The 26,206-nt window shown below is 44.3% G+C and carries 28 protein-coding genes and 1 tRNA gene; 16 read left to right on the forward strand and 13 right to left on the reverse strand.

Features of this window, described 5'->3' with window-relative positions; all coding sequences use genetic code 11:
* Window positions 1-75 precede the first annotated feature (75 nt).
* Complete coding sequence (locus tag H6F44_RS12065) at window positions 76-612, reverse strand: hypothetical protein (RefSeq protein WP_190351213.1); 537 nt, start codon at window positions 610-612, stop codon at window positions 76-78.
* A gap of 290 nt (window positions 613-902) precedes the next feature.
* On the opposite strand from H6F44_RS12065, the gene H6F44_RS12070 reads away from it, so the two are divergent.
* From H6F44_RS12070 to H6F44_RS12090, 5 genes are all read left to right on the forward strand, one after another.
* Entirely contained in the window at window positions 903-1,241 is a 339-nt protein-coding gene (locus tag H6F44_RS12070) for a DUF433 domain-containing protein (RefSeq protein WP_190351214.1), read from the forward strand.
* Window positions 1,234-1,617, forward strand: a complete 384-nt coding sequence (locus H6F44_RS12075; RefSeq protein ID WP_190351215.1) for a DUF5615 family PIN-like protein — start codon at window positions 1,234-1,236, stop codon at window positions 1,615-1,617. Before H6F44_RS12070 ends, H6F44_RS12075 begins: the two co-directional genes overlap by 8 nt.
* Window positions 1,618-1,723: 106 nt before the next feature.
* The gene (locus H6F44_RS12080; RefSeq protein ID WP_190351216.1) at window positions 1,724-1,996 is read left to right on the forward strand and encodes an antitoxin; all 273 of its coding nucleotides are present in this window, start codon (window positions 1,724-1,726) and stop codon (window positions 1,994-1,996) included.
* 89 nt (window positions 1,997-2,085) lie between these two features.
* Window positions 2,086-2,343, forward strand: coding sequence for a hypothetical protein (locus tag H6F44_RS12085; protein ID WP_190351217.1), 258 nt, complete (start codon window positions 2,086-2,088; stop codon window positions 2,341-2,343).
* Window positions 2,340-2,552: a type II toxin-antitoxin system PemK/MazF family toxin gene (locus H6F44_RS12090; protein ID WP_190351218.1), complete on the forward strand. Its 213-nt coding sequence runs from the start codon at window positions 2,340-2,342 to the stop codon at window positions 2,550-2,552. Before H6F44_RS12085 ends, H6F44_RS12090 begins: the two co-directional genes overlap by 4 nt.
* Here the strand turns inward: H6F44_RS12090 and purN are convergent.
* The gene (gene purN, locus H6F44_RS12095) at window positions 2,544-3,119 is read right to left on the reverse strand and encodes a phosphoribosylglycinamide formyltransferase (protein WP_242016548.1); all 576 of its coding nucleotides are present in this window, start codon (window positions 3,117-3,119) and stop codon (window positions 2,544-2,546) included. The genes H6F44_RS12090 and purN overlap by 9 nt on opposite strands.
* A 122-nt stretch (window positions 3,120-3,241) precedes the next feature.
* Here purN and H6F44_RS12100 point away from each other — a divergent pair, with 122 nt between their 5' ends.
* Together H6F44_RS12100 and H6F44_RS12105 are read left to right on the forward strand one after the other, a co-directional pair.
* On the forward strand, window positions 3,242-3,544 hold the full coding sequence (locus tag H6F44_RS12100) for a BolA family protein (protein ID WP_190351220.1): 303 nt from the start codon (window positions 3,242-3,244) through the stop codon (window positions 3,542-3,544).
* Window positions 3,545-3,624: 80 nt separating this feature from the next.
* The gene (locus tag H6F44_RS12105) at window positions 3,625-4,221 is read left to right on the forward strand and encodes a lysophospholipid acyltransferase family protein (RefSeq protein WP_242016549.1); all 597 of its coding nucleotides are present in this window, start codon (window positions 3,625-3,627) and stop codon (window positions 4,219-4,221) included.
* Between the two features lie 72 nt (window positions 4,222-4,293).
* Here H6F44_RS12105 and pyk read toward each other — a convergent pair whose 3' ends face one another.
* The 3 genes from pyk to H6F44_RS12120 form a co-directional block, all read right to left on the reverse strand.
* Complete coding sequence (pyk, locus tag H6F44_RS12110) at window positions 4,294-5,718, reverse strand: pyruvate kinase (RefSeq protein WP_190351222.1); 1,425 nt, start codon at window positions 5,716-5,718, stop codon at window positions 4,294-4,296.
* A gap of 286 nt (window positions 5,719-6,004) precedes the next feature.
* The gene (locus H6F44_RS12115) at window positions 6,005-7,066 is read right to left on the reverse strand and encodes a photosynthesis system II assembly factor Ycf48 (RefSeq protein WP_190351223.1); all 1,062 of its coding nucleotides are present in this window, start codon (window positions 7,064-7,066) and stop codon (window positions 6,005-6,007) included.
* A gap of 147 nt (window positions 7,067-7,213) precedes the next feature.
* Window positions 7,214-7,627, reverse strand: coding sequence for a rubredoxin (locus H6F44_RS12120; protein ID WP_190351224.1), 414 nt, complete (start codon window positions 7,625-7,627; stop codon window positions 7,214-7,216).
* 190 nt (window positions 7,628-7,817) lie between these two features.
* Between H6F44_RS12120 and H6F44_RS12125 the strand changes: the two genes are divergently transcribed.
* The 3 genes from H6F44_RS12125 to cobT all read left to right on the forward strand — a co-directional run bounded on the left by H6F44_RS12125 (window position 7,818) and on the right by cobT (window position 10,887).
* Window positions 7,818-9,524, forward strand: a complete 1,707-nt coding sequence (locus tag H6F44_RS12125; RefSeq protein WP_190351225.1) for an ABC1 kinase family protein — start codon at window positions 7,818-7,820, stop codon at window positions 9,522-9,524.
* 99 nt (window positions 9,525-9,623) lie between these two features.
* On the forward strand, window positions 9,624-9,779 hold the full coding sequence (locus tag H6F44_RS12130) for a DUF2256 domain-containing protein (protein ID WP_190351226.1): 156 nt from the start codon (window positions 9,624-9,626) through the stop codon (window positions 9,777-9,779).
* 25 nt (window positions 9,780-9,804) lie between these two features.
* The gene (cobT, locus tag H6F44_RS12135; RefSeq protein WP_190351227.1) at window positions 9,805-10,887 is read left to right on the forward strand and encodes a nicotinate mononucleotide-dependent phosphoribosyltransferase CobT; all 1,083 of its coding nucleotides are present in this window, start codon (window positions 9,805-9,807) and stop codon (window positions 10,885-10,887) included.
* A 119-nt stretch (window positions 10,888-11,006) separates the two neighbouring features.
* On the opposite strand, the gene H6F44_RS12140 is transcribed toward cobT, so the two are convergent.
* Window positions 11,007-11,441, reverse strand: coding sequence for a DUF4359 domain-containing protein (locus H6F44_RS12140; RefSeq protein WP_190351228.1), 435 nt, complete (start codon window positions 11,439-11,441; stop codon window positions 11,007-11,009).
* A 622-nt stretch (window positions 11,442-12,063) separates the two neighbouring features.
* Here H6F44_RS12140 and H6F44_RS12145 point away from each other — a divergent pair.
* On the forward strand, window positions 12,064-13,164 hold the full coding sequence (locus H6F44_RS12145) for a glycosyltransferase family 4 protein (RefSeq protein ID WP_190351229.1): 1,101 nt from the start codon (window positions 12,064-12,066) through the stop codon (window positions 13,162-13,164).
* Window positions 13,165-13,332: 168 nt separating this feature from the next.
* Here H6F44_RS12145 and H6F44_RS12150 read toward each other — a convergent pair whose 3' ends face one another.
* The 3 genes from H6F44_RS12150 to H6F44_RS12160 all read right to left on the reverse strand — a co-directional run bounded on the left by H6F44_RS12150 (window position 13,333) and on the right by H6F44_RS12160 (window position 16,337).
* On the reverse strand, window positions 13,333-14,142 hold the full coding sequence (locus tag H6F44_RS12150) for an ABC transporter permease (protein WP_190351230.1): 810 nt from the start codon (window positions 14,140-14,142) through the stop codon (window positions 13,333-13,335).
* A 120-nt stretch (window positions 14,143-14,262) separates the two neighbouring features.
* The gene (locus tag H6F44_RS12155) at window positions 14,263-15,087 is read right to left on the reverse strand and encodes an ABC transporter ATP-binding protein (RefSeq protein WP_190351231.1); all 825 of its coding nucleotides are present in this window, start codon (window positions 15,085-15,087) and stop codon (window positions 14,263-14,265) included.
* Between the two features lie 92 nt (window positions 15,088-15,179).
* Entirely contained in the window at window positions 15,180-16,337 is a 1,158-nt protein-coding gene (locus H6F44_RS12160) for an ABC transporter substrate-binding protein (protein ID WP_190351232.1), read from the reverse strand.
* 252 nt (window positions 16,338-16,589) lie between these two features.
* Between H6F44_RS12160 and H6F44_RS12165 the strand changes: the two genes are divergently transcribed.
* Window positions 16,590-16,660 (forward strand) — tRNA-Gly (locus H6F44_RS12165).
* Window positions 16,661-16,700: 40 nt separating this feature from the next.
* On the opposite strand, the gene H6F44_RS12170 is transcribed toward H6F44_RS12165, so the two are convergent.
* Together H6F44_RS12170 and H6F44_RS12175 are read right to left on the reverse strand one after the other, a co-directional pair.
* A complete protein-coding gene (locus H6F44_RS12170) occupies window positions 16,701-17,417 on the reverse strand; it encodes a tRNA threonylcarbamoyladenosine dehydratase (protein ID WP_190351233.1) in 717 nt (238 codons plus the stop codon).
* A gap of 84 nt (window positions 17,418-17,501) precedes the next feature.
* On the reverse strand, window positions 17,502-19,172 hold the full coding sequence (locus tag H6F44_RS12175; protein WP_190351234.1) for a hypothetical protein: 1,671 nt from the start codon (window positions 19,170-19,172) through the stop codon (window positions 17,502-17,504).
* Window positions 19,173-19,298: 126 nt separating this feature from the next.
* Here H6F44_RS12175 and nblS point away from each other — a divergent pair, with 126 nt between their 5' ends.
* Complete coding sequence (gene nblS, locus H6F44_RS12180) at window positions 19,299-21,290, forward strand: two-component system sensor histidine kinase NblS (protein ID WP_190351235.1); 1,992 nt, start codon at window positions 19,299-19,301, stop codon at window positions 21,288-21,290.
* Window positions 21,291-21,347: 57 nt separating this feature from the next.
* Here nblS and H6F44_RS12185 read toward each other — a convergent pair whose 3' ends face one another.
* Window positions 21,348-22,379: an anthranilate phosphoribosyltransferase family protein gene (locus H6F44_RS12185; RefSeq protein ID WP_190351236.1), complete on the reverse strand. Its 1,032-nt coding sequence runs from the start codon at window positions 22,377-22,379 to the stop codon at window positions 21,348-21,350.
* Window positions 22,380-22,389: 10 nt separating this feature from the next.
* Window positions 22,390-23,322: a LysR family transcriptional regulator gene (locus H6F44_RS12190; RefSeq protein ID WP_190351237.1), complete on the reverse strand. Its 933-nt coding sequence runs from the start codon at window positions 23,320-23,322 to the stop codon at window positions 22,390-22,392.
* A gap of 180 nt (window positions 23,323-23,502) precedes the next feature.
* Here H6F44_RS12190 and cbiQ point away from each other — a divergent pair, with 180 nt between their 5' ends.
* The 3 genes from cbiQ (at window position 23,503) to H6F44_RS12205 (ending at window position 26,202) form a co-directional block, all read left to right on the forward strand.
* The gene (gene cbiQ, locus H6F44_RS12195) at window positions 23,503-24,360 is read left to right on the forward strand and encodes a cobalt ECF transporter T component CbiQ (protein WP_190351238.1); all 858 of its coding nucleotides are present in this window, start codon (window positions 23,503-23,505) and stop codon (window positions 24,358-24,360) included.
* 180 nt (window positions 24,361-24,540) lie between these two features.
* On the forward strand, window positions 24,541-25,296 hold the full coding sequence (locus tag H6F44_RS12200) for an energy-coupling factor ABC transporter ATP-binding protein (RefSeq protein WP_190351239.1): 756 nt from the start codon (window positions 24,541-24,543) through the stop codon (window positions 25,294-25,296).
* Window positions 25,297-25,332: 36 nt separating this feature from the next.
* A complete protein-coding gene (locus H6F44_RS12205) occupies window positions 25,333-26,202 on the forward strand; it encodes an aldose epimerase family protein (RefSeq protein WP_190351240.1) in 870 nt (289 codons plus the stop codon).
* Window positions 26,203-26,206 lie beyond the last annotated feature (4 nt).

A 26,206-nucleotide genomic window follows, 5' to 3' on the forward strand; every position in this document is an offset into this window, starting at 1 on the left:
GTTGGATAACATCATAGATATTATTTTTTTAATTTATGGCTTCTAGTTTAACAAATTAGGAGCGCTTTTTTCTGATTATTTTCTATCGTTCAACACTTCTGGATTGGAGCTATAGTCAGGAAGCCTTATTCTAATAAAAGAAGCTAAAACTTTCATCACTAGCCAATGATATTCAGGAGAATCTCTCGCTATTGTTGACAAAGTATAGATACCTGATAGTACGACTGTTATATTGTTAGACGTTATTAACTGTTCGACAGCTTTAGAAAAACGATCAGTAGCCAATCGTGATTCTGCAATTTCTATATCCTTTTTAGATTTTTCTGCATCTAATTGAGCTTTTCTTTCTGCAAGTTTCAAATTTTGATTGGCTACCCTGAAATTTAGGAATAGAACAACTCCACCTACAATTGTTGCTAATGTTCCGACTCCACCTACAATTGCCTTACTAATTTCTAGTGATGCTTCAAATTTTTCTTTCCCATTTTGGAGATTCACATAGTTATTAGTAACTTGAACACCCCAAGATATAATCCACAATACTAGGGCAAAACTTGCAATTAGTAATGGAAAGATCCAAAAATATTTTTTTATGAGACTACGATTTCGCATTATATGCTATTAGTCTTTTTTACTAAAATTCATGTACTATTTTAACTTTATCTTGCCGATTTGGGATAATTTTGAAATTTTTGTTGCTTGCGAGGCTTCGATGAATTAGAGATTTCTATTTGTAGAGATTATTGGTGCGATCGCCTATCTTTACCTTACTTACATTCTGACTTTTGAGGCGATTATTTTTGTTTGCAAGGCTCTGTTAGCGATCACGCTTGATGATGATAAAAGGCGATCATCAGCTAAACTAACACATGAGATCAATCTGAGAGCATAGATTTCAAGCTATGAATACAAAACTAGTAGAATCATTAGCCCAAGTCATTGAATCCCTTGCACCAGACGAATATGCCCTATTGCAAGAAAAACTAAAATCTCGCGCAATCCAGAAAACCATCGGCGTATGTGGAGGTCATGCAAGAATCCGCAATACCCGTATCCCCGTTTGGACGATCATCTCACTCCAACAACAAGGAGCCGATACCCCAGAGCTTTTACGCAACTTCCCATCATTGACAACAGATGATTTGAGCAACGCCCGATTCTATTACACTACACATCAAGAAGAAATCGATCGCGCGATCGCCTCTCATCAATACGAGCAAGAGGAAGCGATCATTGGCTAGACTTTATTCCAACGAAAACTTTGCGATCGACATCGTGCAAATCCTGCGCGATTACGGTCATGATGTACTCACCTCCTACGAAGCAAGACAAGCAAATCAAGGAATTCCCGATCCTGAAGTTCTAAAATTTGCCACAAATCAAAATCGAATTCTAATTACTTTTAATCGTGATGATTTTATCGATTTACATCGTAGCGGAATGAATCATAGTGGCATCATTATTTGTAAAGATGATCGCGACTATCAGGGACAAGCCAAATTTATCAATGACTTTTTGCAATCTCAAACAACAGAACTTAGCGATCGCCTAATCCGTATCCAAAAGCAAAATCAGCCCAAGTCCAGCACACCAGCATTTATCATTCGTGAATACTAAGGGATATTTAGCGATCGCGCATGATGATGACAAAAGGCAATCGCCCCTAAAGGAGTAAAATTTATCCCCAGTCGTAAAGCTACCAAAAAATATCTAGGTGAAACCCATGATTAACCTTGACCCCGAAGAAATAGAAATTCTAGAAGCATTTGACAGCGATCGCCTCACTCGAACAGCCAACTGGCAGGAAGAACTAGAGCAGCATAAACAAATTGCCTCCGCAACCTTTGCCCAAAACAGTACAATCAACATCTCTGTTTCGGAGAAAGACCTGCGATCGCTCCAAAAACGTGCTTTAGCAGAAGGAATTCCCTATCCATTATTTATCTCCAGCATTTTACATAAATTTATTGAAGGCAAATTAGTAGAAATTTCTTGATCGCGCTTGATGATGACAAAAGGAGATCCGCTTGATTACTAAGTTTTGCTAAACTAAAACTAACTTGAGCGTGAATCCAAGAACTTAGTATGAACACTATTAAAAGCGAGATAGTACAACGCTTAGAAATTATCTCTGATGATAAATTGCGAGAAGTTCTTAGCTTCTTAAACTATCTGGTATGGCAAACTGAAAACTCACATACTCAAGAAGACACAGACTGGCTAGAGAGCGACCTGTCAGGTTTAGGTAATTATGAACCCTATGAATGGCAAGAAGGAGAACTGCAAGAAGGGCTACCCGTTAAATTTATCGCCGAAACAGGGAAAATTGAGATCGGCGCATGACAGAGCATATTTTACAAATCGGTGATGTCGTCACAGCCAAATTTCCTAGCCCAAATCCTAGTGGTAGAGAGCAAGAAGGCTACAGACCTGCAATTGTTGTAGGAATCCCCAGCCGATTAGGGAAAATGCGTTTTCCACTAGTTGTAGTTGCACCCATGACTACAGATCTAGGTCAAGAATGGGCTGGCATCAATTCTAGTTTATTTTGAAATAGTCCGCATATATTCCGCGATCGCCTGTGGATAGATGATATGCTCCTGTACCTGAATTCGTGTCTGCAAGTCTTCTAGGCGATCGCTATCAAGCACAGGAACGGCAGCTTGCTTAAGGATTTTCCCACTGTCAACTTCAACGCTGAGCAGATGCACAGTGCAGCCAGTAATTTTGACCCCGTAGTTATAGGCTTGCTCAATAGCATGATTGCCTTTAAAGCTAGGCAGTAAACTGGGATGAATATTCAAGATGCGATCGGGGAAGGCATCAATGAGAACTTGGGTCACAATTCGCATCCATCCCGCCATGATCACCAATTCCACTTGATATTGTTGCAGCACCTCAATGATTTTACGGTCTAGATCTTGACGTGATTTGTAATCACGATGATTAATCAAGATTGCAGGAATACCGAATTTTTCAGCTCGTTGACGCACAAAAGCATTGGGTTCGTTATAAATCACCACAGCAATTTGTGCTAGTAAATCACCATTGGTGATCGCCACAGCGATCGCCTCTAAGTTACTGCCACTGCCCGAAGCCAATACGCCCAATGTCACCATCGTCTTAGTTTTGACATTATCCTCAATCAAGTTTGTCGACAAATTCACAGATTTCCTCATATTGTTATATTTATTACGTCTTTAGCATAATTAATTAGAACTGTCGCAATACCAATCAAAATATGGATGCCATCAACAATATCAAAGCCATCTTGCAAGATAAATTGGGCGCAACCATTGTGGAGATCACCGATCGCAGTGATCAACATAAGCATCATCAAGGGCGAAAAAATGCGCCTGAGGGCAGTGGTCATTATGACCTAATTATTGTGTCAGAATGTTTTGCTGACACAACGATAATGCAGCAACATCGCATGGTTTACAACGCCCTCAGCGATCAAATGCAAACCACGATCCATGCCCTCTCCATCAAAACCTATACGCCAGACCTATGGACAAAGACAACAGCCTCGACACTAACCTAGACAACCAAGCGGACAAGCCCAATGCTCTTAGCAAGCTGCAACAGGGCAATGATCAGCATGGCAACCCGATTTTGTATTGGATGTTTAAGTGGTTAGTTGTCAGACCAATTTTGTACTTGTTTTATCAAGAGCGCATCTATGGTGCAGAAAATGTCTCACTGACAGACAATTTGATCGTGGTGAGTAATCATGCAAGTGACTTTGATCCTTTGATTGTGGGCAGTTGTATGGGTCGCCCTGTGGCATTTATGGCAAAGGAAGAACTGTTTAAAATCCCTGTGTTGAGTCAGGCTATTACTGCTTTTGGTGCTTATCCCGTCAAACGGGGGGCAGGCGATCGCGCTGCCATCAGATCGGCGATCGCCTCGATTAACCAAGGCTGGGCAACGGGGATATTTTTGCAAGGTACGCGCACCCTTGATGGGCGTGTGACTGAGCCAAAATTAGGTGCAGCAATGATTGCTGCCAAAACCCAAGCGCCATTTTTGCCTGTGAGTATTTGGGGAACTGAGAAAATTTTGCCCAAGGGGGCAAGGTTTCCTAAATTATTTCAGCCTGTGACCGTGAGAATCGGTGATTTAATTGCACCGCCACCTAGCAGCGATCGCGCCACCCTTGAGGCTTATAGCCAAAAATGCGCCGATGCGATCAATGCTCTCCATGCCCTTGGGCGTTGATTACTATAGCTGTCGGCTTTTTAGCCCCAAAGACTGGCGGCGGCGCAGAGCGCCGCTACCAGTCTTTGGGTTTTAGAGAACATGAATTTTAATGAAATTTGTGCCGCCCTGAATGCTCATGGGAATACCGCCAACAATCAGGATGCGATCGCCCCTACTTGCCAAGTTGCGCCCCAACAGACAAGCCTCCACCTGCTCGATTACCATTTCAAAGGAGCTAACCTCTTGATCTAACAATAGCGGCTTGACCCCCCATACCAAATTGAGGCGATGGTAAACATGGATATTGGGTGAGAGGGCGATAATTGGCGTTTTTAAGCGTTCCTTAGAGGCAAGAATTGCGGTGTAACCACTGGCAGTAAAGGCAACAATGCAACGAAAATCAATCACATCGGCAATCACATGGAGTGCCTCACTAATGGCATGGACTTCATCGGTGCGAGAGGCTGGATAGTTCATAAACTTGGCATCCTTTTCCACCTCCGCCGCAATTCTGGTCATCATCGTCACCGCTTGTACAGGATATGCACCCACCGCCGACTCCCCTGATAGCATCACCGCATCAGTACCATCTAAAATCGCATTGGCGACATCACTAGCCTCGGCTCTGGTGGGGCGTGGATTTTGAATCATGCTTTCTAGCATTTGCGTAGCGGTGATTACAGGGATGCCGTTCTCATTACAACGCCGAATGATATGTTTTTGAATGATCGGCACTTTCTCAGGGGGCATCTCCACACCCAAATCACCCCGCGCCACCATCACACCATCAACAATTGCCAGAATTTCTTCAAAATTAGCGATCGCTTGGGGCTTCTCAATTTTGGCAATGATCGAGACCGACTTACCATAATCATTAATTAGCGACTTGAGCATTTGCACATCCGCCGCCTCTCTCACAAAGCTCAAAGAAACCCAATCCACATTATGTTCTAATCCAAATGCCAAGTCTTGACGATCCTTATCTGTCATCGAAGGAAGACGCAAATTTAACGTGGGAAAGTTTACTCCTTTATGACTGGTGAGACAGCCGCCCTTGATCACTTCGCAATCTACCGCATTTCCATGGAGCGCCGTCACCCGCAATTCAAAAATGCCATCAGCTAAAAGAATTGGTGTACCAATCGTGGCTTCTTCGGCAATATATGGATAGTCAATGGTAATCCCATTGGCAATAGTTGCGGTTGCTTGAGCGCGATCAATGGGCAGCAGCGTAATTGTTTGCCCTTCCACTAGTTGAATGCCTTGATCGGACAGTTCGCCCACCCGAATTTTGGGACCTTGCAGATCCTGCAAAATCGTAATGGGAATATCTAATTCATCGGATACAGCACGAATCATGGCGATCGTTTTCGCGTGATCTGCATAGCTGCCGTGGGAAAAATTCAGTCGGGCGACAGTGACACCTGCCTCCACCATTTTGCGAAATACTTCAGGCGATCGGCTGGCGGGTCCAATGGTGGCAACGATTTTGGTTAAATGCTGCGGAATTGCCATAGATATCACCAACTAGAACGTCATTGCTTCTAATCTATCCTTAGTGTCTGAAAGTGGAAAGTCAAAATGATACAAACATGACAAAGCCTTGCGCTTAATTCAAATTTCCTCTGCACTAGATAGCGGTTTTCACATGAGTGTGTACTCTTGTGAAAACAAAAAGCCAATCCCAGTAAGAATTTTGAGTTTTCGTTTTGTCGTAGGCAAAATGAAAACCGCTATATCCGAAAAAAAGCAGTGCGATGCACTGCTTTTTTATTTTTTAGTCTGAATTTTCAGTCTGAAATTACTCAGGAGTATAGGCTAACAAAGTGCCATTTTGTCCCAAAACAAAACCGCGATCGCGGGCAAAGAAATAAATCCGATAGAGATTTGCCCCCACATTGGCTGCTGACTGATCCCGCGTCCAAGTCTTACCACCATCCTCACTATGGATCAACCGTGAACCGCCACCCGAAATCCATACGTTATTGTCATCCTGATACTTCAAATCTAGCAGACCAAAACCGCCGCTTGCCTTAGGAGTCAGCTTTTTACCCCAAGTTTCAAAATCACCAACCTCACTAAATTGGACTTGCCCCCCACGATTGAGCATCCATAGACGATTGTCGGGGGTATAGCCCATATTCTGTACCCTTCTAGAGCTATTTCGATTATGTTGAATCCATGTCTCATCGCCAGGATTCCAAGTTGAATAGAAATTACCATTGGCAGAAATAGCAACATAGCGGCCATCATCGCTGCGGTTGAGGTTACGCGCATTACCAACGGCTTGGGTGACTAGCGCTCGCCAGTTCTGCCCTTCGTCTTGAGTGCTATAGATTGCCCCTAGATCCGTAACCATCTCCGCCGAGTTGTGACCTGTTGCCACGATCGCAAAGGGATCGCCAGGTAACTTTGAGCTAAGCCCAATGCGTGACCATGACTTGCCATCATCGGTAGTATGGAGCAGTAGGGCGGGCTGCCCCGTAATCCAACCTTCCTGACCATAAAAACTGACGGATGAAAAGCGATAGATGCCATCACCAAGATCAAGTTTGCGCTCTTCCCAACTATTACCGCCATCATTGGATTCGAGGAGGGTGGCTTCAGTACCAACGAGCCAACCATGATTGGTATTTACCTTGTCAAACCACAAATCAAGGGGGGTAATTGCCACAGGCAATTCAATCTTGCGCCAACTGCCTCCGCTTGCTAGGGCTTGGGGAATATTGCCAAACCAAGCACTGCAAAGTACTAAGAGGCTCAAGAAGAAACTAGTTAGTAGTTTGCCCAAAGACTGGTGGGATTTTTGAGGAAATATGGGATTATGTTGAGTATTAAGCAGGTATTTTATGTTTTTTGGCATATACATTTATGAATTAGCTAAATTGATGGGTCAGAATTAATTGGTTTAATTGGGCAAAAAAATTTTCAATGATTTTGGTAATGACTTCGGTGGGGTTTTTGCGAAGGCAGTTAAATGATTGACATCCTATACGCACTAGCCAAGGCATTAATCTAATGCGTATAGGCTAATAAAGAAGATGACGGCTAAAGCTAGGGAGCCAAATATAAGTAAGTTCTTCTGCCCTGGAGTCAGCACGTTAACACCAAAACCATAGCCAAGATTTTCACTAAATCCTGATGGTTTAGCAGGAACACCAATATCAGCAAAGGCTTTTTTCTTGGTGTTGCAAACGGGGCAGCGCCAATCAGGGGCGATCGCTTCAAAGGACGTACCCGCAGGGATATTACGTTTGATATCACCAATAGATGGCTCATAGACATAGCCACATACGCCACATTCATAGCGATGTAACTCTACTGAGATCTCTGTTGCTGTGCCAGTTTCAAGATTGCTTTCAAGATTAGGTTGGGAGCTATCAACGGTACTGACGGGTTCCGCATTAGTTAATTCGGGTTCCATAGATTTGAGCGTTAGATCGAGGTTGTGGGCGATCGTTGGTTATTTCTGTTACAAATTATTACATCTTTTTGACAGCGCTACTTACTTGCAGAGAGTAGCAAGGCATAAATTTGAGTCCTAATCACAATTATGTGTGTGTAGTTTTGTATACTGATAGGTTAATCGGATCTAAAAAACGGTAATTAACAGCGTGAGTCAGCATCCTCTTGAGCAATTAAATCGCTACGATGCACAAGCCAACGCCGCCTATTATGGTCGTCGTCCTTGGTTGGCGATCGGACGCATTTTTAAAATAATTTATTTTGCTATTAGTTTTTTCCTTGCTTTTGCATGGGATACCCTACTGGGCAACACCACCAGTCAACCTCGTCTAGCTGAACAGTTGCGGCGCACGATCACGGCTTTGGGGCCTACTTATATCAAGGTTGGCCAGGCGCTATCAACGCGACCTGACTTGGTAAGGGTTGATTTTTTGGAAGAGTTAACCAAATTACAGGATCAATTGCCGCCCTTTGACAATGAGCAGGCTTTTGCAATTATTGAAGCAGAGTTAGGCAAGCCTGTAAGTGCAGTTTACAAATATATTTCTGATGACCCTGTAGCAGCCGCAAGCTTAGGGCAGGTCTATCGTGCCACCCTTTACAGTGGTGAAGATGTGGCGGTAAAGGTGCAACGCCCCCACTTAATCCCAACGTTGACCCTTGATTTGTATATCTTGCGCGGGATTGCCGCTTGGCTAGGACCAATTTTGCCGCTTAATCTGGGTAATAGCTTAGAGGCGATCGTTGATGAATTTGGGCTAAAGCTATTTGAAGAGATCAACTATGCCCATGAAGCGACCAATGCCGAGCGCTTTGCTGGTTATTTCCGAGACGATCCCTATGTCAAGGTTCCCTGCATTTATCGGCAATTTAGCAGCCATCGGGTACTGACTTTGGAATGGATCGATGGCATCAAGCTCAATGAGTTGGATAAAATTCGTGAGGCAGGACTAGATACCGATAGCTTGGTGCGAATTGGTGTGATGTCTGGTTTGCGTCAATTACTAGAATTTGGCTTTTTCCATGCCGATCCGCATCCTGGAAATCTATTTGCCACCTACGATGGCAAGATGGCTTACATTGACTTTGGCATGATGGATCAATTGGATCTGCAAACTAAGGAACAGTTGGTGGATTCGGTGGTGCATTTGCTAAATAAGGACTATGACGAATTGGGGCAGGACTATGTAAGGCTGGGCTTTTTGCAGCCCAATATCGAAATGAAGCCAATTGTCAATGCCTTGGAATCGGTACTAGGGGATATCATGTCTGAGAAGGTGAAAGACTTTAACTTCAAGGTTGTGACCGATCGCTTCTCAAAGGTAATGTACGATTATCCTTTCTGCTTGCCTGCCAAGTTTGCCTTGATCATTCGTTCGGTAATTACCCAAGAAGGGGTTGCCCTGAGCCTCAATCCTGAATTTAGGATTGTGCAGGTAGCTTATCCTTATGTGGCGCGTCGCCTCTTAACCGATGAGTCGGAGAGCCTGCGCCAAAGACTTTTGGAAGTTCTTTTTAAAGATGATAAGTTCCAATGGTCACGCCTAGAGAATTTGCTGGCGATCGCTAAGTCCGATGGTGAATTCGATCTTATTCCCACCGCGAGTATGGGGATCAAGTTTTTGACTTCTAAGGATGGTGAGTATATTCGCCGCCGCATTCTCTTGGCGCTGACGGAAGATAATCGTCTGCACACGGAGGAGGTGATGCGAATTTGGAATATGCTCAGTGTGGATATGGAACCAGCTAAATTGTGGAATATGGCTGTTAATGCCTTGACGGGAGCAGTTTCAGGAGCCGTTCCCAAGGCGATCGCTGCCGTGCTGCCCTTCGCCGCTTTCCAAAATCTCAATTAAACCTTAAGTTTAAAACCAAGAAAGGGCATAAAAGTGTTGAAGGGCAACGCTTTTATGCCTATTTTTTGTTGACTTCTCAAAAGCATTACAATATTAATTATGAAACAGCCAAACAACCATAAAGGCAATAAATCATTTTTACCGAGTAAAGATTGCATCGTTTGCGGTAAACCCTTTACATGGCGCAAAAAATGGGAAAAGTGCTGGGATGAAGTGAAGTATTGTAGCGATCGCTGTCGCAAGGCTAAGCCGTAATACCAAGCGCGATAAACTCAACTTCATGATCAAGATTTATACGCAACTAAGCCAAGCTGAGGAATGGTTGGCAACCTATCGCCATCAAGCGCCAGTTTTTGCCTGTGTTTTAGGTTTTACAGAGACGGGCTTGATTCCCCATATTTCCGCCGCAGGGGCAACTCCTGAAGATCGCAAATTTACGGCGATCGCCGATGCGGAATATCTGGCTACGGGGCGGAATATTAACTTTCCCTTACCGCCCCTAATGGCAGGGGCTTCACCTGTTTTAATTTCCCGTGCTGTCATTGCCGCCCAAAATATTCCCCTATGGATTTTTAATGCAGGTTTACCGATCGCACCCACGATTGAGGCGATCGACCTAGATGGCAGCCTCGCCCAATGTGTCAGCACAGGAGCCGCCTTACCCCTGCCCATAGTAGAAAAATTATTCAAAAATGGCTTGGCATGGGGAACTAAATTGGCAAGGTTGGGGGCGTATGTGATTCTTAGTGAATGCGTGGTTGGAGGAACAACTACCGCCCTAGCAGTTCTCACCGCATTGGGAATTGATGCCGCAGGGAAGGTCAATAGCTCCCATCCCACCTGCAACCATGCTCAAAAGCGGGAAATCGTGCAGCAAGGGTTACAGAATTTGCGCCCTGATGCTCATCCTTTAGAAGTTGTGGCGGCAGTGGGCGATCCGATGCAAATTGTGATCGCAGGCATGGCGATCGCCGCGAGTCGTGAGGCTGGTGTGCTATTGGCAGGGGGAACGCAGATGTTAGCGGTCTATGCACTGGCTAGGGCGATCGCCCTTGGGCAGCATTTGCCGCCAAGTTTATCGCAAAATTTAGACTGGCGACCTGAAGCGATCGCGATCGGTACAACCCGATGGGTGGCGGAAGATCCCACAGGCAGCACAGTAGATCTTGCTTTAACCATTGGTGACGTTCCCCTGTTAGCAACTGCCCTCAGTTTTGAGCATTCCCAATTCCCCCAATTACGTGCCTACGAACAGGGCTTTGTGAAGGAAGGGGTGGGTGCAGGTGGCGCAGCGATCGCTTCCCATTTATATCAAGATTGGACTCAGGAGCAGTTATTGGCGGCGATCGAATCACAACTATAGCAATTCTAAATCATTTGTAAGGAAAGCAAGGGGCTTAAACCCCTATCAAGCTTATGCTTAAGTGCATTGCTAAAGCTTCCTAAGATACCAAATGTGTTCTATGGGTAAATCTACTAGGTTTATTTAATGTTATCTTCTTCGGTACTGTGCCACGCTTTAGGACGAAACGATATGACAATTAAAACTGCAATAAAAGCGAATACCATAAATATGCCTAGAAGATAAATAAACCCCAAGTTTATGAATAATCCTAAAACACCAATATCTGTTATCTCTGTGGTGATGGCTTCAGTTTGACGCAAGCTCAATTCATGAATGCTAAATAAACCACCTAGGGCATCGGCTCTCTTATAGTTTTGATTTGCGAATCTTTCAATTGTTGATCTATCTCTGGCTACTTCCAATGCACATGACTCAATAGAATCCCTTGAATAACTAGAGGAACTTCTGATTGAATTGGTTCTACAGACACTTTTAGCAATCTCTTGAACAAATGTATCGTTGTCCAATTTGGAATCCATGTAACGTCGTCGTGAAGGATTGCTGGCTAACATGATTACGGGAACAATCACACATACAGCAATAATGATATTCTTCCTCGATAGTTGCATTTATGTAAAAAATTAGGCTTACTAGTAGATAAGCTACATCGTTTTTTTTTTCGTGTCAAGCTTGTAGACCGATTGTTTTTTATCCAATACTCACTTTATAAGAACATAGGATTGATTACCCCCGTTAAGGTGCAAAAATAACTGACGATATTCAACAGGTATTGTCACCATTGCTTTTGACAGATTACTTTTGGCTGACTGTTGTTGATTATAGCAAAGCGATCGCCCCATACCCTCTAACTGATTATCCCCCAACCATCTTAATCCTTTGAGTCCGCACTGATAGCTACTCCCTTTTCACCCAAGAATTAGGGGCGCGGCACATGGCTGATTGCACAATGAAAGCTATAGTAAAAATCGGCATCATATAATAAAATAGTTAAATAGTTGCCCAATAGCTTTTCACTAGGTTCCTAATCAGAGAAAATAGGCTTAATTTCTAAGATGGTGCGGCTCGACTAAACCGTTAGACCGCTAAACAATAGACTGCTAGAAGAAGTGTGATCTTTCCCTCTGGCAATATATTTGATCAAACTTAAGGTAATTGTGATTCAAAGGCAGATTAATGAACTGGGACAATAATTCAATCGTAATTTATTCCAACTTCCCTTTCTATGTGGAAGATTGGTCGCCTTTGTCTTTAGATAAAGGTATTGGGGGCAGTGAAGAGGCAGTAATTTACTTAAGTCAAGAACTAGTTAAGCTAGGATACCAGATTACTGTTTTTAATAGATGTGGTGACATGGAGGGGGAGTATGGCGGTGTAGTTTACCGATCTGTTGACAAATTTAATCCCCAAGACAACTTTAATATATTCATCTGTCATCGCGCTTGGCGACAGCCTATGCAAATGAAGATCAAAGCCAAAAAAACTGCTGTTTGGATGCATGATAACCCTAAGTTATTTCCTCCCATAGAAGAATCTCAGCGTTTAGAATTTTTATCAAGCTTTGACAAGCTTTTTATGTTGTCTAAATTTCATAAATCACTTCTCCCAGATTGGATTCCTGAAAACAAAATACTGTTAACAACGAATGGTATCAATCTAGGAGACTTTAATCTAGAAGGAATTGTTAGAAACCCTACGAGACTAATTTCAATTAGCGACTATACAAGGGGTATTGAAAATTTACTTACTCAATGGCATCAGGTTCTCAAAAAAGTCCCAAATGTTGAATTGCATATTTTTTATGGTTGGCAAGGAATTGATGCTTTAATTAATTCCCCATATATCAATCAGTTTCCCCAATTGCCAGACAAGAAGAAAAGGCTTTTACAACTTTTTGATCAAAAAAATGTCTATGAACATGGCAGAGTTGGTCATAAACAGCTAGTTGAAGAATTATTCAGATCTGGCATCTGGGTTTACCCTTGTCATACAGATGCCGAGATTTTCTGCATTAGTGCGTGGAAAGCACAAGCTGCTGGTTGTATTCCTGTAGTAACAACATATGCGGGTTTAGACGAAACTGTGAAATCAGGTGTCAGAATCAAAGGACCTGCTGGCAATGAACAAACAAATAATGCTTTTATTGAAGGTTTGATAGACTTGTTGATAAGTTCTGATAAACAAGAATCTTTAACACAGGAAGCCTTTGCCCTTAAAGATTCGTTTGGCTGGGATAAAGTTGCTCAACAATGGCAGCAGGAATTTATAGCTGTTTAACTTACGCTGTAGCTTGAAACCGTTATTACAACGTTGTGACAATTCATGAATTGCCACGAGTTCTGCCTGATTTGCATAAGCCCTAATTTCTTTATTAGGTATATATTGTTCTTAAAAGAAAGGGGAGTCGCACATAGCGCGACTCCCCTTTCTTTTAGCTTTAAATACTTATCTAGCCCAGTAGATCACCTTTTTCTCGATCACTACAAACAACGAGTAAAGAATCACCCCCAAAATTGCCAAGGCAATCAGCGCGGCAAAGGCAAGGGCAACCCTAAAGTCAGAAGCCGCCTGTACGATCAAGTAACCTAACCCCGCATTAGAAGCGATCGACTCCGCAATTACCGCACCGATAAAGGAAAAGGATACGGCAATTTTGAGAGAGGCGAATACATAGGGGAGGGTGTGAGGCCAGCCAACCTTAAGGAAGATTTCAAAATTGGAAGCTCCTAAAGCATACATCACATCCTTCATCTCAGGCTCGATCGTTTCTAAGCCAAGGGCAACATTCACCGCGATTGGGAAAAATGCTAGTAAAAAGGCAGTGACGATCGCAGGAATTGCATTTGCCCCAAACCACACCGCCAAAAGTGGCACGAGTGCCGATTTGGGAATCGTATTAAAGGCAACTAGCAAAGGATAAAAAGCGAGATAGATAAAGCGGGAATAGCCAATTAAAAATCCGAGAACTATACCCACTACACTAGCGATCGCAAATCCTGCAAAAGTAGTCCATACAGTTCTCAGCGAATTCTCTGCTAACTGTGGGGCAAATTCCCTAGCTGCTTCCCAAATTTTAGAAGGGGCAGGTAAGTTGAAAGTTTGAATCTTAAAAGCCCAAACCGCCACTTCCCAAATTACAAACATCAACACCGTCGCGATCGCGGGGAGAATAATCGTTGCCGCCTTTGTATTGAGAAATTCATTAAAGTCGAATTTCTTAGGCGATCGCCTTACACCATCAACAGCACCCTGCATAATTTTTCTCTCAATTAATTTTTGGATATTACATAAAGCGCAAAGCTCTGACTTAAAACCCAGAAATTTTTTAAAGGCGCTGCTTTGCAACGCTTTTAAAAAATTTCTGGACTACTCAAATTAATTCTTATGAATATGACGACGCAACTCAGCCGCCAAATGGGCAAAATCATCACTCAAGCACATCTCCAAAGTGCGTGGGCGTGGCAAGTCAATATGCAACTTAAAGGCAATTTCACTAGGACGCGGACTCATCACATATACCGTATCAGAGAGAAACACCGACTCACGCAAATCATGGGTGATTAAAATGCCAATACACTGAGCCTCCATCCACAAGTTTTGTAACATCACCCACATCTCTTCACGGGTGAACGCATCCAAAGCGCCAAAAGGCTCATCTAGCAATAGAATTTCGGGCTTATGGATCAAAGAACGACATAGGGATGCTCTCTGACGCATTCCTCCCGAAAGTTGCCAGGGAAATTGTTGCTGAAAATCCTTTAGTCCAACGGCACTCAATAGCTTTTGTGCCATCTCCACGTAATGCTGGTGATTTACCTTAAAATCGCGTTTATAAGGATGCACGACTTCCAATGGTAACAGCACATTATCGATAGTGCGCCGCCAAGGTAGCAAAACAGGATTTTGGAAAGCGATACCCACATTTTTGAGGGGCTTAACCACTGGCTGACCATGACAACGCAATTCACCAATCTTGGTGGGGCTTAGTCCCGAAACCATGCGAAGAATCGAAGTTTTGCCGCAGCCGCTAGGACCAACAAAGGATACAAATTCCCCTGCTTGGATATCAAGGCTTACTTCCTGAATAATCGTCCGCATCGTATCGCCGAAAGGATATTCTAAACCGATGCGATCAAATTCTAACAATGGTCTTGAAGGTTGTGTCCCTTCCGCAGAAGCAGTAGCTACAGGTTGTACCATTTGTATTCTTAGGGGAAATGTTAAAGTATTCTAAAAGCCATTGTGGGCGGCGTAGAGCGCCGCCCACAATACATGGGATCAAGTTGCTAGTTTTACATCAGAGGCTTGCGATCAGCCGCAGGGGGAACCAAACGCTTATCCTTTTCAGGTAAGAACTTATCAGTGAAGATATCAGCAGCCTTGATGGGCTTCAGACCGAAACCCTCAACTGTTTGAGTGATGCTCTTCTCTAGGCGTGCCATATCTACGCCACCAAATCCCGACGCTTCCACTTCAGGAGTCACATACATTCTCTCGATCGCCAACTTGAGGCGCAACTTCTCCGCTTCGCGATCCATCAGCTTGCTTTGGTCGGTAGAAATAACTAGATCCAGTCCAGCATTGGGATCTTTGACCACTTCCTGCATACCACGGAAATAAGCCTTAAGGAATGCCTTGATTACTTCAGGATTCTTATCGGCAAAATCTGCTTTAACCAAAATACCATTACCATAGAAATCCATACCAAATTCATCATAGAAGAAGATTTGGATGTCATCCATAGTTTTACCGCCTTTAATCAAAGAAGGAATAATAGAAGTATAAAACCCACTCACTGCATCCACTTTGCCTTGCAAAAGGAAAGTTTCGCGTAGTTTCGGCTCCATTGTTTCCCATGTCACAGAGTCTGGCGCAATTTTGACTTCTTTAGCAAACAGAGGGAAGAGTTTACGCGGACCATCCCCTGCGGGAGCGCCTAATTTTTTGCCAACTAGCTCGGCAGGAGTCTTGATGCCATTGGCCTTGAAGGTGACAATCGAGAATGGGGCCTTGTTTTGGTACATCGCCACGCCAATAATCTTGTCATTGGGATTTTTATCGTTAAATTCCATGGCATTGTAGATATCGCTAAAAGCTATATCATATTTGCCTGTTCCCAACTTGCTGATGGTGTCAGCATTACCAAAGCCACGTTCGTAGCTGACGTTCAAGCCCTCTTCGGCAAAGTAACCCTTCTCGATCGCCCAAATTAGCGGAGCGTCAAGACTCTGTTTCAAGAAGGGCAACTGAACGCGAATATCCTTCTTCTCTTTCTTGTCAGTACTGGCTGGCTGAGTTGAAGTTGCTGTAGTTGCAGGTTTGTCTCCAGTGGCTGGGGTTTCGCTCGTCGGTGGAGCAGAATTACAAGCAGCAACAATTGTTGCTGAAGCTAACGCTAAAAGGATTTTACCCACTTGCTTTTGGAAAGTTTTTTGAAAAATATGACGCATTGTTGCCCTTTGAAGTCTTAAGTTTGCCTAAAATCTATGGAACTTTGTAGTAATCGTTACCTACATAGCGATCGCTACATATTCGGAGTGTATACAGAATACATAGTTACGAGTTCATTTAAGTTCAGAGAAATGCAAGTTTCTGTATATGCCAATACAAAGGGGAATCATTAAACAAATCAGTAAGTCTGCGATCGCCAAAATATTTTTTTGACATTACGCAAATTGCTGCTACAATTAGTAACTGCAAATGCGAATGTAGTTTAGTGGTAAAACCCCTGCCTTCCAAGCAGATGTTGCGGGTTCGATTCCCGCCATTCGCTTAATAAACTAAAAATAACCAAGTTGGCTTTACCTACTTGGTTATTTTATTAGGTCACGGATCACAATACTGGCGAGGTTGATACCAAACAATGCGGGTAAATAGGAAATTGTGCCGTAATATGATCGCTTAAAATTACTACCATCGGTCAACTGTAATGAGTCACGATTGACAAGCTCCTCAGAATATACCGCCATAATATTTGCATCGCCGAACCCCTTCCGACGCAGACCCTTACGGACTTTATAGGCAAATCGGCAGCAGTCCGTCTCAAAAATGGGCGCGATCTTAATTTTTTGGGGATCAACCCTGCCCCCTGCCCCCATACTACTTGCCACCTTCACGCCATTGGTCACTGCGGCTCCCAAAAAGTAAAGCTTTGGTTGCAGGCTATCAATGCAGTCTAGTACCCAGTCAAATCTTGGTGTTGCCAAGTCCATCATTAGATCGGGGGTCAAAAACTCCTTAATTACTGTCAGGTTCAATGCGGGATTAATATCCCGCATCCGCGCCGCCATGATGTCAGCTTTGGGCAAATCGACCGTACTATCAAGGGCAACAAGTTGGCGATTTTTATTAGATGGATCAACTCGATCACCATCAACGATCGTCATGCTACCAATACCAGCGCGGCAAAGAAACTCAGCAGCAAAGCTACCCACTCCCCCCAAGCCCACCACCAGCACATTGCCCTGTTGGAGTTGCTGCAAACCCTCTGTGCCAATCAATAATTCAGTGCGTTGCAACCAATCTGCCATCAAAGTTAATCACCACAAAATTATTTCTATCGATTTTTATCAAAAAGGAGAAGTGCCGCTTCGTACAGATTCTCACTTTCGAGTTTAGTCCCAAAAATACGCACATAGATAGCCATTGAGATTATCTAAAGACATTCCCAAGCGTTGAGCATCGGATGCCGTAACTTGGCGCTGTAACAAGGGGCGACATTGATTTAAAAATTGGGACTTATCGGCGGCTTTGGTTTTGATTTGTGTCAGTTGATTGACCACTTCGGGGGATACATTAGCTGCTAGGGACTCGGCACGTTGTTGAATGTTAGCCCATTTGCTGATTTGGTTGAGTTCGTTGCGATAGGTTTTGATTCTTGCTTGCACATCGGCATAAATTAGGGAATCTGGCGGGATCTGCGCCAATATTTTTAACGCTTCTTGGCGTTTTACTTGTGCTGCTTTCCACACCTTGGAATGGTGGGGCGGATTTAATACTAGTTTTGCAGCCTCTAGGGTGGTACTTTTGCCAAGTTCTAGATTTTTATTGGCGGTTTGCTCTAGGTCTACTCTGCGATCAAAGGCTTGCAATCTGGGCTGGAGATTGGCGATTTCTGATTGAGCAGTGGCATAGAGCGAGACAGGGCGATCAGGGATTGTCTGTAATTGGGCGATCGCTGTTTGAATTTGGTTGCGCGATGCAATTAGTTGATCAACTTGATTGATTGTGTCAGGGTTGAGATTTTGATTTTCCAGACTTCGGGCAGCCTCTAGATAACTCTGCTGTACCGAACGATCCCAAATCAGCCATCCGCAAATCCCTAAAATAGCGATCGCCCCAGTCGCAAAAGCGATCGATACGAGCGGCAAATTCGCTAGTGGTTTGGTAAGACGCTCAGACTCTATTTTTTGGTGCTTGTCATACTCCTCAGCTTTTTTGTGTTTGGTGGGTGGCGGTGGCAGTGGACGAGGCATTGCCACTGTAGTGGCTTCAAAATTAAAGTCAGCATTTAACTCTATATTGGTAGGATCTTGACCAAGGGTGATGTCATTATCAATTTCAGGTAAATCAATTTTTGATGAGTCGAGATCTAGTGCTAATGGGGCGTTGGCATTGCTAAGCTCCATCTCTCCAATTTGCAAAGCCGCTAAGTCAAAATTACCATTGGCAGTTTTATTCTTAACCTCATCGGGATTAGGCAAGCTGGGGTTAATTGTAGTGATCGGCGAAGGATATGGGGCATCTAGATCAGAAATATCAAGATTGGCGGCGATTTCTAAATCCTTGGTGATTGTATTTTTAAAGTTATGGTATTCATCATCGCGATCGCTAATATCGATATTACCAAAGTCACTAACTTGCTCCTCGACCCGATCGCCAATCTGGTGACTGACTGGCTCAAGGTTAAGATTTTTGCTCGCAGAGATTTCTAAGTCACTAGCAGCGATCGGGAATGTAATATTACCTATATCGCCTATGTCCTCTAGATCGTCTAGATCTAGCTCAATTAATGGTAATGGTGGCTTTATTTCTCCTGTTTTTTGCCATTCAGGATTCCTTGCACCTGCTAATCTGCCATATACAATAAGGCTGTCGACCCCCTCAATTGTCAAGGTGTCAAAGCGGCGCTTGACAATATCATAGATAGCGCCGTAGTCGAGGTCATCCCCCTCGGCTCGCGTAATCAGCACATGAAGCTGAGATTCCTTGCGGCGAAGTTGGGTTTTTACCTTATAGTTTTGCAGGTCTTCTTGCAAGACACTGACAATGCTTGACTCATCCATTTTCAGATTCCCATCCTTGCGTTTTGATCGCACATATTAAACGAAAAGTCTCACCAATGCCTATAAATAAACTAAGAAAAAGCCTCAAAAAAGACTATAGCTAACGACTAAAAAAGTAAAAAAAAGATGAACTTTTGGTTGCAAATTTACTCAGCACCTAGACGATGGTGGATGGAGTTTTCGGTACAAACTAAGTTAATGGCATTAATCACGCTGTTAGTTTCTTTGCTGATGAGTGCTGTCACCTTTTGGGCAGTCAACGATATTCAAACCGATGCTCGCCTCAATGATACGCGCTTCGGCAAAGATTTGGGTTTGCTACTTGCGGCTAATGTTGCCCCATTAGTGGCAAAAAACGATCTCAATGAATTAACACGTCTATCTAAAGAATTTTACGATAGTAGTTCCAGTATTCGCTACATTCTCTACGCTGATACTGACGGTGAGATTTTTTACGGGATTCCTTTTACTGCCAATGAGGTGCAAAATTCCCTCAGCATCAGGCGGCGAATCCAGTTACCTGAAGATCCGATGTCGCGCCCTGATCGCCCCCTCGTGCGTCAGCACCTCACGCCGCAGGGTGAAGTTACCGATATCTTTGTGAATTTACAAAACAACGGACAGGCGTTGGGGATCATTGCGATCGGCATTAATCCTAACCCCACGGCTGTTGCCTCTTCTAGTCTGACCTTAGATGTGACAACGGCTGTATTTGTGTCGATCTGGGCAATGGTGATTTTAGGAGCCGCGTCGAACTCGGTAACAATTACACGACCTTTGCGCGAACTAGTTGCTGGGGTACAAAATATTGCTAGTGGTAATTTCAAGCAAAGGATTGATCTGCCCTTTGGCGGAGAATTGGGGGAATTGATTCGTAGTTTTAATGAGATGGCAGAGCGACTGAAAACCTATGATGAGCAGAATATTGAGGAACTGACCGCGCAAAAGGCAAAGCTAGAAACATTGGTTTCCACGATCGCTGATGGGGCGCTCTTGCTCGATTCGGATCTGCGGATTGTATTGGCAAATCCTGCGGCGATCAAGATTATGGGCTGGGATCAAGAGCCAGTCAAGAATGATTGGAAAGGCAAAAGTATTCTCAATATTCTGCCCGATCGCCTCACCGATGAGCTAGGGCGATCGCTGACCCAAATTGCCACGGGCGATCGGGAGGGGGGCGAATTTCGGGTCATGGCAACAGGAGAAAAAGGCGATACCATGCTTGCCCATGCTTTTCGGATTTGGATTACTAGCGTTTTGAGTTCTAGCAATGCCGTTAAGGGAATCGCGATCACAGTTCAAGACATCACCCGCGAAGTGGAGCTAAATGCGGCTCAAAGTCGATTTATTAGCAATGTCAGCCATGAATTACGCACGCCACTCTTCAATATCAAGTCATTTATTGAGACTTTGCATGAATATGGCGATGATCTCAGTGATGAACAAAAGAAAGAATTTTTGGGTACTGCCAATAATGAAACCGATCGCCTCACCCGCTTAGTAAATGATGTGTTAGATCTATCGCGTCTAGAGTCGGGGCGACAATATCATTTCACGGCGATCGATCTATCGGAAACCGTGGAGCAAACTGTGCGTACCTATAAGCTCAATGCTTCTTCTAAAAATATTGAGCTTAGCTATGAGATCACCCCTGATTTAGAGAGAATCTGGGGCAACTATGATTTGATCTTGCAGGTACTATCCAATCTGGTGGGCAATGCTTTGAAATTTACGGAACCAGGTGGCAAGGTCACAATCCGCATTTATCCTTGGCAAGATCAAACCATGACCCACCCTCAACGCATCGTCAACTATGTAAGGGTTGAAGTCGAAGATACAGGTTGTGGCATTCCTGTGGAAGACTGTGATCGCATTTTTGATCGGTTTTATCGGGTCGAAGATAAGGTGCATACCCTTGAAGGGACGGGCTTAGGCTTATCGATCGTCCGCAACATTATCGAAAAGCATCAAAGTACGATCCATATCAAGAGTGAAATAGGAATCGGCAGTACCTTCTGGTTTGATCTGAGCGTTTACAAAGATCGCTGTGATTTGCCTAGCACCAATGATCATCTATTAAATCTAGAAAAACCTGCGCTATCAGTTTTAACGCTGTAATTACAGCGCTTGACACTTACTTAAGAATCTTTCTGTTACCTTGATTTGGTTACTCGCTTACGATCGCTGAAGATCCTGCAATTTCTGCATGGCTAAGCCATTGTCAATGATTTCTTGAGCATAAATAATCGCCTGACTGATATCTGTTGCTAATCCCGCAATCCAGAAATAAAAACCGCAATTCCAAAGTATAGAGTTGAGGTATTCCGATGGCTCACCCTTGAGGGCTGTGGTGATGTAATTGGCGATGGTATCAGCATCGGCGATCGCAGGATCTTGATTACTAAAGCCATATTTTGATGCCGCGAGAATTACGCGCTCAAAATGATCCCCGTGATTGATGCCAATGATATTAGTGCGCGATCGCGCTAGATCAACGCTGCCCTCCCAACCCTTGACGGTAACAAATTCGCTGATGCCGTGCATGGCAAAAGCCTCTCGGATATGCACCTCCGTGGGGGGATGCACAAAGCCCGAAATGATGCATTGGTTGCCTTGGTAAGGCGACCACATTAGCTCAAGGGTGGCGAAAGGGGGGCGCTTGCCAATTTGTTCGCGATAGGGAACGAGGGACTGTGCTAGTGGGAAATGCTGCGGTAAATAGACAAAACTAAGATGCTGCTGTTCTAAGGCTTTATGTAAATCAGTGATCGCCCGATCCCGCCAATTGATCCCCAAGGCTTGCCAAATGTCAATTAGTGGCATTCCTTCTTTGGTGGGCATCCGATCGCCGCCATGCAGCAGTACAGGAATTCCTGCCGCCGCCAATACGAGCGATGTGGCAAGACTAACGGGTGCAGTTTTGGATCTGCCATCGTAGGGGGAGCCGAATACTAGTACCTGTCGCTCATGGGCGATCGGCGCTATGCTTGCACCTAACAATTTGTAAGCATCTAACATTCCTGCCAATTCTTCACTAGTGGGGCGTTTGATGCGATGGGCGATCATAAAAGCGCCAATTTGAGCAGGGGTTGCCTCTCCCTTGAGCATCATGATTGTCGCCATTTCTGCCTCTTGGCGCGTGAGGCTTTTACTGGTATGGGTTCCACTGCCCACCTTACGCAAAAATTCTCGAAATTCTTTACTCATGATCTTAGGGCTAGTTTTTGGGGGCGGATGAATCGTGATAATTAGCGCGATAATTTTTGATTATCGCTGTTGCTAGTTTACAAAAATGTTGGATTGGCGGAATTTGGATGCGATCGCTGGTGGTGACTAGCACAATTTCACGGGTGAGACAAGGATCGTGCAAGGAGCGCACCACAAGGTCGCGATCGTGGCTTAACTCTGCCAAAAAAGTTTCGGGCAGCAATGCCACTAAACTGCCCTGCTTGACCACTCCCCGAAAAGCATCAAGGGAGTTGAGCTCTAAAGCGGAGTTGAGATGCAAACCTTGGCGGTTAAACTGCTCTTGCACTAGCCTCTGTAAACCATAGCCATCTTTAAAAACTACCTGTGGGCAATGGTGCAGGTCTTTCCATGTTAGCCGTTCTTTTTTGGTAAGGGGATGTTTAGCGGGTAATAGCAATTGAATTATCTCTTCGTATAAGGGTTCCACCACCATTTCGGCACTGGTCGCCAAATAGGGGCTATTCATGACAATAGCAATGTCAATCAAGCCGTCCTTTAAAACCTTGAGGGCGCGATCGCTGCCGAGGGTCGTTACCCGCAACTGCACATGGGGATAGTCTTTAGAAAACGCTTGTAAGATTGGTGGTAGCTGGTAGGCACAGGCGGAGGGAATCCCTGCGACACAAAGCTCTGTTTGTTTACCTGTCTGCAATTCCTGTAATTCCTGCTCAGCGATCGCCCAAACTTGGCAGATTTTTTTGGCATGGGGTAAAAAGCGATCGCCACCCAAGGTAAGTTTGGCATTGCCATGACGATGAAATAGCGACGTTCCCAAAGCTGTTTCCAAGGACTGGACTTGACGACTGATGGTTGATTGGCTTACCCCGCACTTTTGGGCTGCTTGCTGAAAATTCCCCGCCTCCACGATCGCCAAAAATGCCTGTAACTGTTCCAAACGCATAGCAAATAAACAAACTGTAACTTAATAGTAATTTAATAGCTTGCCCACAATAAAGCCTTGGGCAGATGGGTTTTGTCAAAAGCGCTTCAGAGATAAAAATAATTAGGGCTGAAATTAGGGCTTATCGCCAACTCCAAAGTGCAGTAATTACTTGGGGTTATGCCAAAATGAGTAAAACCGATGGTTCTGCTCCCCTTGCCATCTCCGATATTTGTGCTGCTACATATCCATCCCCTCCATCGCCCCGAACTTAGCAATCGCGATCGCTTAAATATTTGGCATCAACTGGCTGTCCATACAAGGCTACTATGTATTTTTCTATTAGTCTTTGCGATCGCCCTCACCCCCAATGGACGCTGGTTGACTTGGCTGATCTATGGAATAGCCGCAATGCCAATTCTCTATTGGAGTCAAGTTAATCTTAAATTACTCGCGCAAAGAATGGCGATCGAGTTAGGCTTTGCCAGTGTTGCCCTCTTAGGAACATTATTTCGGCAGGGGGGGGAATTGCTGTGGCAATGGCATTGGTTGCAGATTAGCACTAATGGCTTGATTGTCTTAGGGAGTGTCAGCATCAAAGCCTTTCTATCGCTATTACTTCTGAATATCCTCACCCTCAGCACTTCTATCCCTTTACTATTGCAAGCCCTAGTCATCCTCAAAATGCCGCCATTACTAGTGAGCATTATGGCGGCAATGTATCGCTATATTGGGGTTCTCACCCAAGAGTTTCAATCTATGCGCCTTGCTGCCCAATCGCGCAACTTCGCACCCCAAAATCTCTATGCACTGCACCGCCGCGATCGCCCTTGGCAGCGTCAAGTTTTGGGCAATATGCTAGGAATGCTATTTATCCGCACTTACAATCGCGGCGATCGCATCCATCAAGCCATGATCGCAAGGGGCTATCAGGGGATACCGATGACTGTGAAATCAGTGGCAATGGGCTGGCGCGATCGCCTCACTTTGGGCGGCGTTATATTTATCATTCTATTAGGGCAAACTTTAGAGCAGATTATTTACATAACTTTGCGCTAATTGGCGCTAACTTGAATCTCACAAAATTCTTCAAAGCAAGGCAAAACTGCAACATCTCAAAAATATTGACGAAAAATCCAAACTAACAAAGACTTGATGACAGGAGAGTAGCCGCCATTGGTTGATCATGTACTATCTAAAACCAATCACTTTGCCAAACACGCAACAGTTTAGCGAGCAATGCACCATAACCCCATTTCTATCCATAATCTCAGTTACACCTATCCCGATGGCATTCAAGCTTTAGATCATATTAGTTTGGAAATTGCGGCGACAGAGCGAGTGGCGATCGTGGGTGCAAATGGTTCAGGTAAATCAACCTTGCTACTGCATCTCAATGGGATCATCATGCCTCAGCAAGGTGAAATCGTAATTGGTGAAAGCCCGATGCTACCCCGAAACCTGATGGCAATTCGTAACTTTGTGGGCTTAGTATTTCAAAATCCTGACGATCAGCTATTTATGCCCACAGTTTGGGAAGATGTTGCCTTTGGTCCCATGAATCAGGGTTTGCAGGGCAAGGATTTGGAAGTGCGGATTGCGGAAGCGATGGTGGCAGTGGGTTTAGATTTGGCGAAATATCGTCAGCGTCATTCCCAAAATTTATCGGGTGGTGAGAAAAAACGGGTGGCGATCGCTGGGGTTTTGGCAATGCAGCCCCAGATTTTAGTATTCGATGAGCCCTCAGCCCAACTCGACCCGCGATCGCGGCGACAATTAATCCAACTGTTGCAAACCCTGCCCGAAACTCAGTTAATCGCCACCCATGATCTCGATCTAGTTTTAGAGCTATGCGATCGCACAGTAGTACTCAGTGATGGGGCGATCGTTTATGACGGCAAAACCATAGAGATCATGGGCGATCGAGAATTTCTGCTAGCACATTCCTTAGAAATGCCTCTTAGTCTTGGCAATACTGCGAGATCTGACAACTGACCGCTATAATCTCTGAGATGTCACTGGACAAAATTTGTGTACAAAGTATCCTCCGAACAAAAGCAATATCTCACCTATACTCTCGCTGACCCATCGACCAAATCGCAAGTGGAAGTTGTGCCTGAACGTGGCGGTATTGTTGTTAGTTGGCAAATTGATGGTCAGGAAGTTTTTTATCTGGATGCCGAACGTTTTACCCATCCCGATTTAAGTGTTAGAGGCGGTAATCCGATTCTATTTCCACTCTGCGGCAATCTGCCCAACGATACCTACAATGTCGATGGTCAAGAATATAAAATTAAGCAACATGGATTTGCAAGGGAATTGCCTTGGACGGTTACGGCTGAGAGCGATCGCGAAGGGGCAAGCCTGAGTGTTGAGTTGACTAGCAATGAAGCAACTAAAGCGGTTTATCCCTTTGATTTCCGCGTAGTCTATACCTATGTTTTGCGTGGCAACACCCTCGAAATTCAACAGGATTATCAAAATCTATCGGCATCACCCATGCCTTTTTACTCTGGCTTCCATCCTTACTTTCTCTGTGGCGACAAAGCGCAATTAGAAGTGCAAATTCCATCCACTAGCTTCAATGACAATCGCACCAAACAGAACTTCGATTTTGACGGTAAATTTGATTTTGATCAAGAAGAAATTGATGCAGTATTTGGGAATCTCTCCAGTCATACCACTGGCGTAAGCGATCGCAGTCGCAATCTAGATATCGTCATTGACTATGATGATTTTTATACTTGCCTTGTTTTCTGGACAGTCAAGGGCAAGGACTTTTACTGTCTAGAGCCTTGGAGTGCCAACCGCAATGCCATGAATACCAAGGAAAATCTCACAGTTTTAGAACCCCACAGCAGTTGTCAAGCTGTGGTAAAGATTTCCGCAAGTTTTAACTAAGTAC

This window comes from Pseudanabaena cinerea FACHB-1277, from assembly GCF_014696345.1.
GTDB classification, from domain to species: Bacteria; Cyanobacteriota; Cyanobacteriia; order Pseudanabaenales; family Pseudanabaenaceae; genus Pseudanabaena; species Pseudanabaena cinerea.

Bases quoted from the DNA above. Each gene is read 5' to 3' on its own strand.
- H6F44_RS12065 (WP_190351213.1), bottom strand. From the start codon at position 612: ATGCGAAATCGTAGTCTCATAAAAAAATATTTTTGGATCTTTCCATTA.
- H6F44_RS12070 (WP_190351214.1), top strand. From the start codon at position 903: ATGAATACAAAACTAGTAGAATCATTAGCCCAAGTCATTGAATCCCTT.
- H6F44_RS12080 (WP_190351216.1), top strand. From the start codon at position 1,724: ATGATTAACCTTGACCCCGAAGAAATAGAAATTCTAGAAGCATTTGAC.
- H6F44_RS12085 (WP_190351217.1), top strand. From the start codon at position 2,086: ATGAACACTATTAAAAGCGAGATAGTACAACGCTTAGAAATTATCTCT.
- H6F44_RS12090 (WP_190351218.1), top strand. From the start codon at position 2,340: ATGACAGAGCATATTTTACAAATCGGTGATGTCGTCACAGCCAAATTT.
- purN (WP_242016548.1), bottom strand. From the start codon at position 3,119: ATGGTGACATTGGGCGTATTGGCTTCGGGCAGTGGCAGTAACTTAGAG.
- H6F44_RS12100 (WP_190351220.1), top strand. From the start codon at position 3,242: ATGGATGCCATCAACAATATCAAAGCCATCTTGCAAGATAAATTGGGC.
- H6F44_RS12105 (WP_242016549.1), top strand. From the start codon at position 3,625: ATGTTTAAGTGGTTAGTTGTCAGACCAATTTTGTACTTGTTTTATCAA.
- pyk (WP_190351222.1), bottom strand. From the start codon at position 5,718: ATGGCAATTCCGCAGCATTTAACCAAAATCGTTGCCACCATTGGACCC.
- H6F44_RS12115 (WP_190351223.1), bottom strand. From the start codon at position 7,066: ATGCCAAAAAACATAAAATACCTGCTTAATACTCAACATAATCCCATA.
- H6F44_RS12120 (WP_190351224.1), bottom strand. From the start codon at position 7,627: ATGGAACCCGAATTAACTAATGCGGAACCCGTCAGTACCGTTGATAGC.
- H6F44_RS12130 (WP_190351226.1), top strand. From the start codon at position 9,624: ATGAAACAGCCAAACAACCATAAAGGCAATAAATCATTTTTACCGAGT.
- cobT (WP_190351227.1), top strand. From the start codon at position 9,805: ATGATCAAGATTTATACGCAACTAAGCCAAGCTGAGGAATGGTTGGCA.
- H6F44_RS12140 (WP_190351228.1), bottom strand. From the start codon at position 11,441: ATGTTAGCCAGCAATCCTTCACGACGACGTTACATGGATTCCAAATTG.
- H6F44_RS12145 (WP_190351229.1), top strand. From the start codon at position 12,064: ATGAACTGGGACAATAATTCAATCGTAATTTATTCCAACTTCCCTTTC.
- H6F44_RS12150 (WP_190351230.1), bottom strand. From the start codon at position 14,142: ATGCAGGGTGCTGTTGATGGTGTAAGGCGATCGCCTAAGAAATTCGAC.
- H6F44_RS12155 (WP_190351231.1), bottom strand. From the start codon at position 15,087: ATGGTACAACCTGTAGCTACTGCTTCTGCGGAAGGGACACAACCTTCA.
- H6F44_RS12160 (WP_190351232.1), bottom strand. From the start codon at position 16,337: ATGCGTCATATTTTTCAAAAAACTTTCCAAAAGCAAGTGGGTAAAATC.
- H6F44_RS12170 (WP_190351233.1), bottom strand. From the start codon at position 17,417: ATGGCAGATTGGTTGCAACGCACTGAATTATTGATTGGCACAGAGGGT.
- H6F44_RS12175 (WP_190351234.1), bottom strand. From the start codon at position 19,172: ATGGATGAGTCAAGCATTGTCAGTGTCTTGCAAGAAGACCTGCAAAAC.
- nblS (WP_190351235.1), top strand. From the start codon at position 19,299: ATGAACTTTTGGTTGCAAATTTACTCAGCACCTAGACGATGGTGGATG.
- H6F44_RS12185 (WP_190351236.1), bottom strand. From the start codon at position 22,379: ATGAGTAAAGAATTTCGAGAATTTTTGCGTAAGGTGGGCAGTGGAACC.
- H6F44_RS12190 (WP_190351237.1), bottom strand. From the start codon at position 23,322: ATGCGTTTGGAACAGTTACAGGCATTTTTGGCGATCGTGGAGGCGGGG.
- cbiQ (WP_190351238.1), top strand. From the start codon at position 23,503: ATGGTTCTGCTCCCCTTGCCATCTCCGATATTTGTGCTGCTACATATC.
- H6F44_RS12200 (WP_190351239.1), top strand. From the start codon at position 24,541: ATGCACCATAACCCCATTTCTATCCATAATCTCAGTTACACCTATCCC.